The organism is Aeromonas sp. s4, assembly GCF_040907855.1.
In the GTDB taxonomy this organism is placed as follows: Bacteria; Pseudomonadota; Gammaproteobacteria; order Enterobacterales; family Aeromonadaceae; genus Aeromonas; species Aeromonas caviae.
The window spans coordinates 48,202-63,986 of the sequence record NZ_JBFOCP010000029.1; the positions used below are offsets into that span (position 1 = coordinate 48,202).

11 protein-coding genes are annotated in these 15,785 nt (G+C 60.9%); 4 read left to right on the plus strand and 7 right to left on the minus strand.

What is annotated here, in order from left to right; genetic code table 11:
• Positions 1 to 227: 227 nt before the first annotated feature.
• From AB5Y89_RS08575 to AB5Y89_RS08600, 6 genes are all read right to left on the minus strand, one after another.
• On the minus strand, positions 228 to 1,250 hold the full coding sequence (locus tag AB5Y89_RS08575) for a LacI family DNA-binding transcriptional regulator (RefSeq protein WP_041201452.1): 1,023 nt from the start codon (positions 1,248 to 1,250) through the stop codon (positions 228 to 230).
• A gap of 139 nt (positions 1,251 to 1,389) precedes the next feature.
• On the minus strand, positions 1,390 to 2,259 hold the full coding sequence (locus AB5Y89_RS08580; protein ID WP_216944549.1) for a MalM family protein: 870 nt from the start codon (positions 2,257 to 2,259) through the stop codon (positions 1,390 to 1,392).
• 74 nt (positions 2,260 to 2,333) lie between these two features.
• On the minus strand, positions 2,334 to 3,623 hold the full coding sequence (locus tag AB5Y89_RS08585; RefSeq protein ID WP_039041336.1) for a carbohydrate porin: 1,290 nt from the start codon (positions 3,621 to 3,623) through the stop codon (positions 2,334 to 2,336).
• Positions 3,624 to 3,684: 61 nt separating this feature from the next.
• Positions 3,685 to 5,034: a putative glycoside hydrolase gene (locus AB5Y89_RS08590; RefSeq protein WP_368223521.1), complete on the minus strand. Its 1,350-nt coding sequence runs from the start codon at positions 5,032 to 5,034 to the stop codon at positions 3,685 to 3,687.
• Between the two features lie 810 nt (positions 5,035 to 5,844).
• The gene (locus tag AB5Y89_RS08595) at positions 5,845 to 8,970 is read right to left on the minus strand and encodes a multidrug efflux RND transporter permease subunit (RefSeq protein ID WP_368223524.1); all 3,126 of its coding nucleotides are present in this window, start codon (positions 8,968 to 8,970) and stop codon (positions 5,845 to 5,847) included.
• A gap of 14 nt (positions 8,971 to 8,984) precedes the next feature.
• On the minus strand, positions 8,985 to 10,142 hold the full coding sequence (locus AB5Y89_RS08600; RefSeq protein WP_368223527.1) for an efflux RND transporter periplasmic adaptor subunit: 1,158 nt from the start codon (positions 10,140 to 10,142) through the stop codon (positions 8,985 to 8,987).
• 155 nt (positions 10,143 to 10,297) lie between these two features.
• On the opposite strand from AB5Y89_RS08600, the gene AB5Y89_RS08605 reads away from it, so the two are divergent.
• Positions 10,298 to 11,026 (plus strand): response regulator, encoded by a 729-nt coding sequence (locus tag AB5Y89_RS08605; RefSeq protein WP_368223530.1) that lies wholly within the window; start codon positions 10,298 to 10,300, stop codon positions 11,024 to 11,026.
• On the plus strand, positions 11,023 to 12,102 hold the full coding sequence (locus AB5Y89_RS08610; RefSeq protein WP_368223532.1) for an ATP-binding protein: 1,080 nt from the start codon (positions 11,023 to 11,025) through the stop codon (positions 12,100 to 12,102). Before AB5Y89_RS08605 ends, AB5Y89_RS08610 begins: the two co-directional genes overlap by 4 nt.
• A gap of 145 nt (positions 12,103 to 12,247) precedes the next feature.
• On the opposite strand, the gene AB5Y89_RS08615 is transcribed toward AB5Y89_RS08610, so the two are convergent.
• The gene (locus AB5Y89_RS08615; protein WP_368223534.1) at positions 12,248 to 13,738 is read right to left on the minus strand and encodes a SulP family inorganic anion transporter; all 1,491 of its coding nucleotides are present in this window, start codon (positions 13,736 to 13,738) and stop codon (positions 12,248 to 12,250) included.
• Between the two features lie 575 nt (positions 13,739 to 14,313).
• Here AB5Y89_RS08615 and AB5Y89_RS08620 point away from each other — a divergent pair.
• Positions 14,314 to 15,078, plus strand: coding sequence for a LuxR family transcriptional regulator (locus tag AB5Y89_RS08620; RefSeq protein WP_151028140.1), 765 nt, complete (start codon positions 14,314 to 14,316; stop codon positions 15,076 to 15,078).
• A gap of 231 nt (positions 15,079 to 15,309) precedes the next feature.
• Positions 15,310 to 15,785, plus strand: a 476-nt coding sequence (gene hcp1, locus AB5Y89_RS08625) for a type VI secretion system effector Hcp1 (RefSeq protein ID WP_368178243.1), incomplete at its 3' end; no start/stop codon positions are given.

Genomic DNA, 15,785 nt, shown 5'->3' on the forward strand with positions numbered 1-15,785 from the left:
GGCTTTGGCTGGTGTCATCGGGCCAGGCCGAATTGAGGGCCGGCAGAAGAGGGACGCCTAGTTGTGTGCAGTCTCTGTGCTATGTCAGAGAGTCAAGGTGGAGGACACTGCAGGGGCAAGTCATTCGCTGGGCAGGCGGCTGACAAAAGAAAAACGGCCCGAAGGCCGCTTTGCGCTGATGCTGTGCTGGGATCTGATGCTGCGCAGGGAACCGCCCCGGTCTGTGTTCACCCCTTGTAGGGCAGTGTGGTATCACGCACCACAATGCTCAACTCGGGCAGTTCGTCCGAGTTCAGCTCCGTGTTCTCGATCAAACCCAACAGAGTCTTGACCATCTTGACACCCATCTCGTAGATGGGCTGACGTACCGTGGTCAATGGCGGGTTGGAATAAGTAGAGAAGGGCAGGTCGTCAAAACCGATGAGAGAGACATCCTCAGGCACCCGCAAGCCGCACTGCTTGAGCCCCAGAATGGCACCGTAACAGGTCTGATCGTTGGCGCAGAAGATGGCGGAGAATTTCCGGCCGCTCTCCACCAGCTTCTTGACGGCATTGAGCCCGCCGACTTCGGCGAAATCCCCCTGGATGACCAGGGAGGGGTCATATTCGATACCTGCGCTCACCAGGGCCTGGCGATAGCCATGATGACGCTCGATGGCATCGTTATGATCCGGTAAACCGACGATATGGGCGATGTCACGATGACCCAGATCCAATAAATAGCGAGTCGCCATGTAGCCACCCAGCCGGTTATTGATGCTGAAGGAGTGTACCCGCTCGGTCATGATATTGTGACCTGTGGCCACAATCGGTATTTGCTGGGAAAACTCGAGCAGTGTTTGCTGATTGACGTGGCCGGTCAAAATAATAAGGCCATCAACCCGCCGGGCCACCAGCAGGCGCAACCGCTCAACTTCTTCTTCCGCATTCCAGTGACCGCTGACAATCAGCGGCACATACTCCATGCCCTGAAGAGTGTGTTCAACACCCCGCAACATTTCGTTGGAAAATGGACTCTCCACATGTTGGGTCAAAACACCCAGGGTCATGGACTGACCCGTTTTCAAATATTGCGCCATCAGGTTGGGACGAAAATTCAATTCCTGAATGGCATCTTCCACCGCCTGACGTTTATCTGCGGCCACTTTGGCCGAGCCGTTCAATATCCGGGATACAGTGCTTGCCGAGACACCGGCTCGGCGGGCGATATCATAGACAGTGGCTTTTTTCTCCTGAGCTGACTTCGACATCCCCCCTCCGTACTCGACTGTGAAAACCCCTGGTCATGGCCAGTGTTATATGAATATCTTCTTAATAAATCAGCAAGTTAGGATACCCGTTTCCCCTGGTGGTGACAAGCGATGATGCGCCTTGCCAGGGGAGGGAATGCTACTGTTGGGCGGCAAAAAAGACCTCTTTTGCCTTGGTAAAACCGGCTTGCTCGGCGGCTTTGACCCAGGCGAGCGCCTGCTCATAGTTTTTGCTCTGAACGGCAGTGCGAATATGCTGATAATAATCCAGTTCACCCAACGATTTATCTGGTGAGACCATTACGGGTGATATGGTTTTTGCGATCTGCGTCGCATTCTCAGCAGGCTCTGCGTCCAGCGTCAAATATAGGCGTCCGGTAGCAGAGTGAGGCACTTCCACATTGATGAGGCGGGCGACATCCGTGGTGCGATCATATTGCATGGCGCGCTGGAGATCGTCCGGGTTGAGCCGGGTACTGCCCTGCATGTCCTTCGCCGTGGAATAGATCACCATATAGGCGGCCCGAGCGCTGCCGATGGGGGCCGGAATGGTGAATTCCCCCTGAATGTTCTGCCCTGAAATTAACGAACGACCGTCATAACTGAATGTGGAACCGGGAATGGTTTGAACGGCGTTGTATTGCTCGTCCAGCAACAGGATGCTGGGCAGGAAGACGGTATAGTCGACCGGAATGGTTATTTTGACGCGAGTTGCCTGGCTGACTTCGGGCAGCGAGAAGGCCATTACATAGCTTTTGCCTGAATCAAATGCATAGACCTGGCTGTCGGTGCTCACATCGACCCAGCGGCTCTCCTGCCCGAGGGACTGGAAGCGAAGTTCCTTGAACGACTCGACCGCCACCTTGTTCGACAATTGTTCCCGACCTTGCTCAACCTGTTGCTGCAGGGCGGAGACTGCCGATCCTGGCGAATGCTCCGGGCCCATGCCGGCGCATCCGGCCATCAGCAGACTGACCAGGAAAGGCAGACACTGCTTCGTTCCCTTCATCGTGTTTCCTCGTATGCAATGCGGGCCCCCCAAGGGACCCGAGATTATAGTGCAGATAAGTATCGCGACCTAACCTACCACCACATGTCCGCCTGTACACCGACCAGGAAATCTTCCCGGTCTTCCTGCCAGGGGGTCTCGTTGTTGTGATCGACATAGGTCGTCAGAATGCGGATCTCCGGTGAGGGCCCCATGCCGGTATTGACGGTGAAGGTCGGCACTATGCTGACCTTGTGAGAGGTGCCACCCCGTTCGACGTTGTCGATGATCAGGTTGTTTTTCACATATCCGACTTCCGTCTGGATGGAGAAGAACTCATTGATCGGGAATACCGGGCGCAGAGATGCGGCATACCAGGAGTCATGGCCACCCAGCTCGTAATCGTTGTACTGGTAGGAGAGGGTCGGCAGCAGATGAATATTGGCGCCATACCAGCCACCCCAGAGGAAGAGGCGGTAGGATTGATCGCCTTCCATCACCTTGGACTGGTAGGGTTTATAGCCATCCGCCTTGTCCTGCAGTGTCTTCTGATACAGGGAGCCCTTGCGATACATGGCGGTATTGGTCAGGTTGGCACCCAGCAAGTCCCCTGAACCCAGCCCACGTCCTGCCTGGGCGATGAACTTGGAGAAGCCGCCCGGCATGAAGAAGAAGTCGTCGCGGGAATAGATGACGGTTCCTTCTGCCCCCTTGGTCGCATATTGCTTGTTGTCGCCGGTGAACTCGTTGCTGGGCATCTGCTTGAGTGCGATCTCCATGTCCCAGGCACCGTAGAGGGCGCTGGTGTGGAGGGTGTGCATGGTGGCTTCAGTGCCATTGGCGCGGTCGGAGTGGCTGGTGTCGTTGCTGTTGATATAGGCAAAGTCCCACTTGCCACCCGCCATCTCCATGGCTTTGATGCCGACGCCGGTTCCCGAGTAGTCCGTGTAGAAATAGTCGGTGGTCCAGATGTAGTTCTCGCGGTCGTAATAGCGCAGGCCGCCCCACATGGTCCCGGTCGGGGTGATGCCACCCAGCTCCACATAGGTTTCTGACACACCGCTTTCGCGAGGCGCGGCACGGGTTTGCAGGCCGTCGGCATCGGACTCCACCTTGAAGTGGATGTTGACCGACTTGTTGCTGCCCAGATCCCACAACTTGTTCAGGCCCGCTTCCCAGCTGTTGTCCAGCTCGGAGCCCAGGCGCCCCATGGTCTTGTCCATCTCATATTCGTACCCCGCCTTGGCGAAGTTGTCCTTGGCGTCAAACATCGAGCCGGCACGAATATAACCGTGGAAGCCAAAACTCTCGGCGGCATTCGATACTGCGGGCACTGCCAGCCCGCAACATGCCCCGACAAACAAGGCGAGTGACTTCAATTTCATCTTATTGCTCCAATCCGTAGAAAATTATTTTCAATCGATTTCTCGAAGATTCAATGCCTTGTCACTTGATCTGCTGGCAGGGCTGATTGCTGTCAAAGTCTGCCGGGATGGCTGTTTTCAGGGCCACGTTGGTGAAGGCGAAGCGCAGACCGGCCATGGAGTCCCAGGCCCCGCTCAGGTAGAGCGCCTTTTGCACCGAGCCTGTGTTGGCCGCCGGAATGAGAGAGGCGACCGGCAGGATGCAGCGGTACCAGGTGTCGTCATCGGGCACGATGTTGCTGTCCATGGTGAAGAAGGTGCCAAAGTCCGGGCCTGCGGTACCGTCCATGCGGATCTGGATGTTGGGGGAGTCACCGTAGCTGGAGACTTTCAGGTCGAGCAGCATGGCGCCGTCCTGATAGGCGGAGAGATCCCCATTGGCGCTGTCGGTCCCGAGGAAGGCGGCGCCATTGCCTGGCAGGTCCATGGTGATGACCTGGTTTTCATCGGTCAGGGTGCCGCCGAAGCTGGCTGCCGGGTAATCGGCGCTGCGGTCCTGGGCCTGGCTCTTGTCACCGGAGTAGTAGAGTGCGGCATCGGTGGCCACCAGCGCGGGGGCATTGTTGACGCCGGAGCCTGTGTCCGGATTGGTACCTGGATCGGTGCCAGGATCGGTACCGGGATCGGTTCCCGGGTCTGTGCCCGGTTCGGTAGCGCCGCCAGGCGCTTCACAGGTGACCGGGTCGACAACGGGCTTGGCCGAGGTGGTGAGCAGGTACTTGATGTTGGTGATTTCGTAGTTGAAGGCTTCTTTGGTGGCCAGGTGGAACGGTGTGCCCACAGTGGCGAGGTTGATGGCCGTGGCACCGGGGAAGGGCTTCATGCAGTTGATGGGCAGCGTGAGCGTTTCCCAGTCGCCGGAACCGGTCAGGGCGCTGGCAATGGGCAGGCTGCTGCGGTTGGGATACTCGTTGTCGATGGAGGCATTGAGCACTTCCGGCACCTTGCTCTTGGTCCGCAACTGGAACTCGATGAAACCGGAGGCGTATTTGCTCAGGTTCAGAGGGGTGGCGGATTTGAGCATGAAGGTGCCATCTCCGTCACCGGCTACCTGCACATCGGCGGTGTCATCGGTACCGGCATTGTTGATGAGCACGGCGCTGATGCTGGTCATGGCGACGGGAGAAGCGGTGACCGGTTGCAAGCTCCAGTTGTCCTTCTCTGACTGGATGCTGGGGGTTGTACCCCCATTGGCACCGACCCCGAACAGGATCAGGGTGCTGTCGCCAGGGGGCGTGGTGCCACCGTTGTCGCCACCGTTATTACCACCGGTGTTGCCACTATTCGAGTCGATATTATCGGCCCCACCACACCCGCCAAGCAGGGCAGCGGCGATCAACGACGCCAAAAGTCCTTTTTTTGATGCATTCATACTGACCACTCCAATCAATGGGAAAAATATCCACCGCGATGAACCGTCAAGACTCAAACAGACGCTATGCAATCGATGCCAAGACAAATCATGCTGGCTTCATTTTCTTGAAATCGATTTCCAATGCAATGCTTATCCCCTGTGATGATCAAAGTTTGTGTTTCAAATCACAGAAAACGTGTCCTGATGACCAGCTGATGGGATGTGCAAGAAAGAGTTATTTTTAAATAAAAAGAGTTCATGGTGTTGTTTTTAATGGTTTATTTTATTTTTCTCTTGAGGCTGACGATCAGAGGGAAAGTATCGGAGTAGATCTGCAATGTATCGGAGGTGATTGCGATGTGTCGATTTCTGAGCAACACTTAAATTGACTTCGATTTCATGGTGTATTGAATGAGACTCAGGCTGTCATCAACCTTGCGGGACCTCTCCAGCGGTTCAGGCACCAGGAGTGTCCAGCCTTGACTGGTGATGGCAGACAGCATGCAGTCGATGAGGCCAAGGGAGTCGGTCGTCAGAGCGATGCTGAGGCCGGGTTCCGGCAGGGTCGGCACCGACCCGGGATGGTGCAAGCCCCCTGTGCCAGATAGCAGATCGCCATCTTGGAGAAGACCAAGGATGCACCGGCGACGGAGGGCGGGTCACAAATCCTGGAGAGGTTACCCGCGATAAGGCCGTCCCCGCAGCACCGGCCATGAACCACAGGCCCGGCACCATGGCGCACTCATCCTCTTCGAAGGAACGCAAAATGGTGCCAGGCATGCATTGCATGCTAATCACCTCCCCAGGGCCAGCAAACCCGCGCAGTGGTCAGCATGATCGGTGCAGTATTCGCTGTGCCCGCCAGGCCTGAATGCGCGCCTGGGTACCGATGACGAAGACAAAAAAGACCGGCACGAAGAAGATGGCCAGCAGGGTGCCGCTGATCATGCCGCCGAACACGCCGGTGCCGATGGCATGCTGGGTCTCCGCGCTGGCACCGCTGGCAAGCATCAGCGGCACCACGCCGAGGGTGAAGGCGAGCGACGTCATCAGGATGGGGCGCAGACGCAGGCGTGCGGCGGTCACCGCAGCGTCAAGTAGCGAGCGCCCTTCGCCGTGCAACTGGCGGGCAAACTCCACGATGAGGATGGCGTTCTTGGCCGACAGACCGATGATGGTGATCATGCCCACCTTGAAGAAGACGTCGTTGGGCATGCCGCGCAGCATCACCGCCGCCACGGCGCCGAGCAGGCCCAGGGGGACCACCAGCATCACGGAGAGCGGAATGGACCAGCTCTCGTAGAGCGCGGCCAACACCAGGAAGACCACCAGCGCCGACAGCAGCATCAGCAGGGGGGCCTCGGCCGCCGACTGACGCTCCTGCAGCGACTGTCCCGTCCAGGCCAGGGCGAAGCCTGGCGGCAATTGCGCCACCAGGCGATCCATTTCCGCCATCGCGGCGCCACTGGAAACCCCGGGGGCGGCACTCCCGGAGAGACGCACGGCGGGGAAGCCCTCGAAGCGCATCATCTGTTGCGGCGACTGGCGCCAGGTCGGCGTCACCACCTCCCGCAGGGGCACCATGCCGCCACTGGCATTGCGCACCCGTAGGCCGAGTACGTCATCGAGCTGCATGCGCGCCGACGCGTCGGCCTGCAGGATGACCTGTTGCATGTGCCCGCCGTTAGGGAAGTCGTTGATGTAGAGCGACCCCATCGCCGCCGACAGGGTGCCGCTCACGCTGGTGAACGAGAGTCCCATGGCCTCGGCCTTCTGCCGGTTGATCTCGAGGTGAATGCTCTCGCCGGGGGGCAGGCTGTCGGGATAGACATCGCTCACCACCTCGCTTTGGGCCGCCAGTGCCAGCAGTTGCGCCTGGGCGGCCTGCAGCGCGGCCTCCCCCTGGTTGGCCCTGTCTTGCAGGAAGAGCGTGAAACCCGAAGAGGTGCCCAGTTCGTCGATGGCGGGCGGCAACAGGCTCATCACAGTACCTTCCTTGCTGTTGGCCATGGCGGCCTGTGCCAGCTCCGCCTCTTCGGCAGCCGTGGCACCATGGCGCTGGTCCCACTCTTTGAGCATGGTGAAGGCCATGGCTGCATTGGGGCCGGCGCCGGAGAAGCTGAAGCCTTGCACCACCAGGTTGGTGTCGAGCGCCTCGCGAGAGGCTACATGGGCCTCGAACTCCTTGATGACGGCCAGGGTGCGCTCGCTGGTGGCGCCGGTCGGTAACTGGATGGAGGTCATGAAGTAGCCCTGATCCTCGTCCGGCAGAAAGGAGGAGGGCAGCTGGGTGGCCGCAATGGCCAGCACGGCGCAGAGGGCGGCGAAGGTAGCCATCACGCGTCCGCTGCGCCCGACCAGCCGGGTGACCCGAACGCCGTAGCCTGCGGTGAGCCGCTCGACGCCCCGGTTGAAGGCGCCGAAGAAGCCGCGCTTCTCATGGTGATCCGGGCTGACCGGACGCAGCAGGGTGGCGCAGAGCGCCGGCGTCAGGGTCAGGGCGAGGAAGGCGGAAATCAGGATCGACACCGCCATCGACAGGGTGAACTGCTGGTAGATGACCCCCACGGAGCCGCTGCCGAACGCCATGGGGATGAACACCGCCGTGAGCACCAGAGTGATGCCGATCACCGCCCCGGTGATCTCCTTCATGGCCCGCGATGTCGCCTCTCGGGGCGATAGCCCCTGGGTGGCCATCAGGCGCTCGACGTTCTCCACCACCACGATGGCGTCGTCGACGATGATGCCGATGGCCAGCACCATGCCGAACATGGTCAGGGAGTTGATCGAAAAACCGGCCAGCAGCATCACCACGAAGGTGCCAAGCAGGGCGATGGGGGCGACGATGGCCGGGATCAGGGTGTAGCGCAGGTTCTGCAGGAAGAGGAACATCACCAGAAACACCAGCACCATGGCTTCCAGCAGGGTGTGGATCACCTTGTCGATGGAGACCTTGACGAAGGGGGCCGAGTCGAACGGGATGGAGTAAGCCATGCCCGCCGGCAGGGTTGGCGAGAGCTGGGCAAGGCGAGTGCGTACCGCATCGGCGGTGCGCACGGCGTTGGCGCCGGGGGAGAGCTGGATGGCGGCGCTGGTGGCAGCCACCCCGTTCTCGCGGTTGGAAAAGGCGTAGGATTGCGCCCCCAGCTCGATCCGGGCGACGTCACCCAGCACCAGCTTGGCGCCATCACTACCGGCCCGCAGCACGATGGCGGCGAACGCCTCGGGAGTGGTCAGCTGCCCCTGTACCGTGAGGGGAACCGTCAGTCGCTGGCCAGGCAGGGCGGGTTCGTCGCCGAGGCGCCCCGGTGCAATCTGCACGTTCTGCTGCTCGATGGCCTGCGCCACCTCGCTGATGGTCAACCCGTAGGCGGCGAGCTTGCCCGGATCTACCCAGATGCGCATGGCCTGCTCGGCGCCGAACAGCTGCACTCGCCCCACCCCGTCGATGCGGCGTAGCTCCTGCACGATATTGCGCGCCATGTAGTCGTTCAGCGCGACCTCATCGAAACGGCCATCCGGTGAAGTCATGCCGACCATCATCAGAAAGCCGGACGAGGCGGACTCCACCTGCAGGCCGGTTTGCCGCACCGCCTGTGGCAAGCGAGGCTCGACCGCCTTGATGCGGTTTTGCACGTCCATCTGGGCCAGCTCCGGATCGGTGCCCGGCTTGAAGGTGGCGGTGATCTGCGCGCTGCCGGAGGCATCTACCGATGACTCGAAGTAGAGCAGGTTCTTGACCCCCGACAGCTCGCGCTCGATCAGGCTCACCACCGCATCATTCAGGGTCTGCGGCGTGGCGCCCGGATAGGTGGCATAGAGGGTCACCGACACCGGCGCCACCGAGGGATAGCGGGAGATGGGCAGCTTGGGGATGGCGATGACCCCCGCCAGCACGATGAAGAGGGCGATCACCCAGGCAAACACCGGGCGATGAATGAAAAACTGCGGCATGAAATGTCTCCGATTCAACGGTTACCGGCGTCAGCCTGCTGGCTGACTGCGGGGGATTGCCAGGGATGGGCAATGACTTGCGTCCCCGGGGTCAGGCGGTCGATCCCCTCGATCACCACCCGCTGTCCGGCGTTGAGCCCGGACGTGATGCGGTACTGGCTATTCATCAGCTCAGCGGTGTTGACCGGAACCAGTTGTGCCTGCCCCTGGCCATCCACCACCCACACGCTGGTCTGGCCCGATGTGCGCACCACCGCCTGCTGAGGCACGCTCAGGGCGTTGGCATAGCGGGCACGGGGAATGCGCGCCTGTACGTAGAGGCCGGGCAACAGGCGCCGCTCCGGGTTGTCCACCAGTACCCGCAGCAGTACGTCACCGGTCCCGGCATCCACCTCGATGCCGGAGAAGAGGATGTGCCCCTGCATGCCGAGCGGCTTGCCGTCGCTGCCGAGGATGTCCACCGCCAGTTCCGGTGCCGTCGAGCCAGCCTGTTGGCGCAGGGTGTCCAGCACAGAGGCCGGTTGACGCACATCGACGTAGACCTGATCGATCTGCTGGATCCTGGCCATGGGGGTGGTATCGGTGGGGGACACCAGGGCCCCTTCACTCACCAGAGCCTGATCGATGCGCCCGGCGATGGGGGCTTCCACGCTGGCAAATTGCAGGTTCAGCTGGTGCCGGGCCAGGGTCGCCCTGGCCTGAGCCACGTCGGCGGCCGCCTGATCCCGCTGGGAGACGGCATCGTCATAGGTCTGGCGGCTGATGGCGTCGGTACGCAGCAGCGGCTGCAGACGCTCAATCTGGATGCGGGCGCGGGCCAGCACGGCCTCCGCGCGCTGCAATGCGGCGGCGGCGCTGTCGACATCCGCCTTGAAGGGGGCCGGATTTATCTGGAACAGCACTGTGCCTGCGCCGATTTCGGCGCCCTGCTCGAACAGGCGGCGCTGCACGATGCCGCTGATCTGGGCGCGAATCTCGGCGCTGCGCAGCGCGGCCACCCGGGCGGGCAGATCCTCGCTGATGACCAGGTCCTGACCTGCCAGCGTCATCACCGACACCTGAGGAAGGGTCGGCGCATCTTGCGCTTGCGACGCCCCATCGCAACCTGCCAACCCGAATACGGCAATGACGGCGAGCAGGGCGCCCGCATACCGCTGTTTGACAAACATCATACTCACCTCGTTAAACCGTCTCCCCGGCATGGTGTTGCCGCGAGAGCACATCGAGCGGGCATTATGGAGAGGGGCTATTGCGAATGATTCGAGGCTTTGTGGAGAATCCATGGAGGCGGTGATAAAGTTCAAGCCCCCCATTTTCGAGTCCGACCATGTCGTATCTTCCTGCTTCCGCCAACCCGGCGGCCCAGTCACTGGTTCTGATTGCAGAGGATGAAGCCGAGATCGCCGACATCCTCGCCGCTTACCTGCAACGCCACGGATTGCGCACTTTGCATGCCGCCGATGGCCGCGAAGCCCTGGCCATGCACCAGACATGCAAACCCGATCTCCTGTTGCTGGATGTGCAGATGCCGCAGCTCGACGGCTGGCAGGTGCTCAGCGAGATCCGGGCCCGTGGCGACACGCCGGTGATCATGCTGACCGCCCTGGATCAGGACCTCGACAAGCTGATGGGGCTGCGCATGGGGGCGGATGACTATGTGGTCAAACCCTTCAACCCGGCCGAAGTGGTGGCCCGGGTACAGGCGGTGCTCAGACGCAGCCAGGCAGCAAAACAGGCCACGGCCCGGGTGCTGCGGGTCGGCCCCTTCCAGATCGATCTGGAGAGCCACGAGGCCTGCATTTGCCGCGATGAGGGGCAGCAGGTGCTGGATCTGACCCTGACCGAGTTCAAGTTGCTCGCCTCTTTGATGCGGGCACCCAAGCGGGTGTTCAGCCGCGCCGAACTGCTGACCCACTGCCTGCCGGAGGGGGATACCCAGGAGCGCACGGTGGACAGCCACATCAGCAAGCTGCGCAAGAAGCTGGAGGCGCACGGCATCCAGGGGGTGCCCGCCAGTGTCTGGGGCGTCGGCTATCGCTTCGGGGGCGATGCGTGACATCGGCCCCCGGCCTGCGCAGGCAGATCATCCGCTCTCTGGGGCTGATGGCGCTAGGCATCATCTCCCTCGCGGTGATCGGCACCTATGTGTTCTACGCCATTGCCGTGACCTATGTGCCTGGCAGCATCTCCGAGAGCTGGATGCCCTCCAGGGTCGAGATGATCTGGATTGGCTCGACCATTCTCATTGCATTGGGGATGGCGCTGTACGTGGCGGTGCGCCTCTCTCGGCGCATCCTGACCCCGCTCAATTCGGTGGCGAACAGCCTGCGAGAGGTGGCAGAGGGCAAACTCGATGCGCGCGTGCCGCTGGATGAACAGGCGATCGGGGAGACGGCGCAACTGGTGCGGGACTTCAACACCATGGCCGAGCGACTGCAGAGCATGACCCGCGAGCGGGAGTTCTGGAATGCCGCCATCGCCCACGAATTGCGCACCCCGGTGACCATCTTGCGTGGCCGCTTGCAGGGGCTGGCCGAAGGGGTATTTCCGCCAGAACGTGCGCTCTTTGAAGGTTTGTTGCGCCAGGTGGAGGGATTGACCCACCTGATCGAAGACTTGCGGGTACTCAGTCTCAACGACAGCGGCCACCTGGAGCTGCAACGAGAGGCGATCAGGCTGGCCGACGAGCTTGCCGAGGTGCTTGAGGCGTTTGCCACCCCCCTGGCCGCGAGCGGTTTCACTATCAAGCGGGAGCTCGATGCCGAACTCTGGGTCTGTTGCGATGCTCTTCGCATCCGTCAGGCCCTGATGGCGCTGCTGGAAAATGCCCAGAAGCATGGGGTGCCGGGCATGCTGACAGTGCGCCTGCATCGTTCGGGCACCCAGTGCATCCTGAGCGTGGAAGACGAAGGGCCCGGCATCAGCGAGGAGGTCGCCGCCCATATCTTCGAGGCGTTTCGCCGGGGGGATCCGTCACGCTCACGCAAGAGTGGCGGCAGCGGGCTCGGGCTGGCCGTGGTCAAGGCCATTGCCGAGGCTCACGGCGGCAGTGCGGTCTGCCAATCCGGCGGGCGGGGCGGCACCCTGTTCCTGCTTTCCTGGCCCCTCTTGCACCCTGACGGCAGGTCATGACCCCGCATTGCCGCATCGGCTCGGGATGGGCGCGCCGAGGCGCGTGTGTTGACTGTGATCCAACAGCCCAAAAAAGCCCATCTCATGGGGAGAGACGGGCTTTTTTTATGGCTTGCAGGCAGCGCCCTCATGGGGCGCACCGGGATCAATGCTCGGCCAGCAGGGGCTCTCCCTCCTGGCGTTTGTCGTGGATGGCAAAGCGATCGACCAGGGTGGTACTGGCGTCGTTCAGGCCGATGACCGCCACCTCTTTCCCCTCACGGCGGAACTTGATGACCACCTTGTCGAGGGCCGTGATGGCGGTAATGTCCCAGAAGTGGGCGTGCGTCAGGTCGATGACCACCTTCTCCACTTCCTCCCTGAAATCGAAACTGGCCAGGAACTGCTCGGCGCTGGCAAAGAAGACCTGGCCCCGCACCAGATAGGTACGCACGGCGCCGCTGCGCTCGCTGTCGCTCTTGACCAGCATGACGCGGGCAACCTTGTGGGCGAAGAAGAGAGAGGCGAGCAGCACCCCCACGAAGACCCCGAGTGCCAGGTTGTGGGTCGCGACCACCACGGCGACGGTGGTTACCATCACCAGATTGGTGGAGAGGGGGTGGCTCTTCAGGTTGCGTACCGACTCCCAGGAAAACGTGCCGATGGAGACCATGATCATCACGGCCACCAGGGCTGCCATGGGGATCTGACGGATCCACTCATCCATGAAGACCACCATCAGGATGAGCAGGGTCCCCGCCACGAAGGTGGAGAGGCGGCCGCGGCCACCGGATTTGATGTTGATGACGGACTGGCCAATCATGGCGCACCCCGCCATGCCTCCCAGCAGACCGGCGCCGATGTTGGCGATCCCCTGACCCTTGCACTCGCGGTTGCGATCGCTTGGGGTGTCGGTCATCTCGTCGACGATGGCTGCCGTCATCATGGACTCGAGCAGTCCCACCACCGCCAGCCCCGCTGAGTAGGGGAAGATGATGACCAGGGCCTCCAGATTGAGGGGCACGTCGGGCCAGAGGAAGACCGGCAGGGTATCGGGCAGCTCGCCCATGTCGCCCACGGTACGGATGTCGATGCCCAGGGGGATGGCCACCGCCGTCAGGATGACGATGCACAGCAGGGGGGAGGGGAGCAGTTTGCCCATCACGGGAACGAGCGGGAACAGATAGATGATGCCAAGTCCTGCCGCGGTCATGGCGTAGACCTGCCAGGTGACGTTGGTGAGCTCGGGCAGCTGAGCCATGAAGATAAGGATGGCCAGGGCGTTGACGAAGCCGGTCACCACGGAGCGGGAGACGAATCGCATCAGGCTGCCGAGCCTGAGGTAGCCCGCCGCTATCTGAAAGAGGCCGGTGAGCAGGGTGGCCGCCAGCAGATACTGCAGGCCATGTTCCTTGACCAGGGTCACCATCAGGAGTGCCATGGCGCCGGTGGCGGCGGAAATCATGCCGGGACGACCGCCGACGAAGGCGATGACCACGGCGATGCAGAAGGAGGCATAGAGGCCGACCTTGGGGTCGACGCCCGCAATGATGGAGAAGGCGATGGCCTCCGGGATCAGCGCCAGGGCGACGACGATGCCCGACAGCAGATCGCCCCGTATGTTGGAGAACCACTCTTGTCTTGCACGTTCCAGCATGGGGATTTTCTCGCTCGTTGAGGATCCATGGCCACAGGCCCGCAAATCAGGGGGAATGGCGGGGATCACAGGGTTGGACTGGCTGTTGATGGTCGGGTAAACCGGCCGGTCGGCATCACCGGAGTCAGGCGGCAGAGGCCGCACAGGGCAGGGTCAGGGCGGCGTGACGGCCACCCCAGAGCACATAACAGGCATAAGGGGCGCATGTTAACAGTCGGTGCCAGGCCGGGGAAGCCCGTAAAGGGCCAGAAACGGGGGACGGGACACAAAATGATCGGCCTGTCAGTGACCAAGGTCTCATCTGGAAAGTTTATTATCCCTTCCCCGCCGAGTGCTGTTATATGATTGCGATGTTTTTTGAAAAAACTCGTGATTTTAATGCAGTTAATTTCTGGTTATTGGTATTTCACTCTGCGTCATGCCCTCCATCCCGCCGAGAGCGAGCCCCCGAGGCTCGTGGCGGGCCCTGAGATCAGGGTTTCACGGGTTCCGTTTCTATTTGTTGGCACGTGATTCAGCTCCCATTGGGTTTCATGAAAAACAATGCTGACACCATTTGAAAACAATTCGACAACATGGATACAAGCTACGCGTTAGATCTCATCTCCCGGTTCGAACAGGCCGACGATGAGCACACCATAGTGGCGTTGCTGCGCCAGTTGACGACACAGGCGGGATTTGACTACTTCAGATTGGCCCTGATGTCTCCCAGCACCATACAGCGACCGGATGTCACCATCTTCAATGGTTGTCCTCAGGAGTGGGTTGACGCCTATACCCAGGCCAACTTCTTTGCCATCGATCCCGTCGTCCAGCGCGGCATGGAGCAGAGCACCCCCATCCTGTGGGCGGATCTCATGGTGCAGGGGGTCTGTGACGATGAGCGCCTTGCTGTGATGATGCTCGCGCAGCAGGCGGGATTGCGCGACGGCATTACGTTTCCCTGGCACGGGGCCAACGGTCATGTGGGCCTGCTCTCCCTGATCACCAGCACACCTCGCACCAGAGCGCAGTGGCTCTCTGCGGTGCCTTTTCTCAGCTGGCTATCCATGCATATCTTCGAGGCGGTGGTGAGGGTCTGTTTGGTAGGGGAGTCCTCTCATGATGCCCTGAGCCTGCGCGAGCTGGAGGTATGCCGCTGGGCGGCGGAAGGGAAGCAGACGAGCGATATTGCGCAGATCCTGGGGATCACCCCGCGCACGGTGACCTTTCATCTGAACAATGTGGTCACCAAGCTGGGGGCCAGCAGCAAGTGCCAGGCGATCTCCTGGGCGTTGAAACAGGGGGTGGTGAGGTTGAACGTAGAGCTGGCCGCCGTTGCCAATGTGGATGAGCAGTAGTGTTCCCGTCGGATTGGCGCAAAAAATTGCGCACATACCAGAAGATTGAACTGCCAGTGCAATGACTGATGGTCAAACGTGTTGAAAAGTACAACTTATTGCGCCGAGCGTACTGCCTTATGGGGGTGTTTTTTATAACTGATTGAAATGTAATGGGTAAAAAGAGTGGCATGGACGCTGCTAACGGATTCGGGCGAGTGTCATAACCGTTCAACCATCAGGAGCAATTCCATGCCAACCCCATGTTATATCAGCATCGAAGGTAAAACCCAGGGCAACATCACCGCCGGTGCCTTCACCTCCGATTCCGTCGGCAACATCTTCGTGCAGGGCCATGAAGACGAGATGCTGGTACAAGAGTTCCAGCACGTCGTCACCGTGCCGACCGATCCGCAATCCGGTCAGCCGGCGGGTCAGCGTGTCCACAAGCCGTTCAAGTTCACCGTTGCCCTGAACAAGGCCGTGCCGCTGATGTACAACTCCCTGGCCTCCGGCGAGATGCTGCCGAAAGTGACCCTGAAGTGGTATCGCACCTCCGTCGAGGGCAAGCAGGAGCACTTCTTCAGCACTGTGCTGACCGATGCCACCATCGTTGACATTGACTGCCAGATGCCCCACTGCCAGGACCCGGCGAAGTCCGACTTCACCCAGCTGATCCAGGTCTCCATGGCCTACCGCAAGATCGACTGGGAGCACACCGTTGCCGG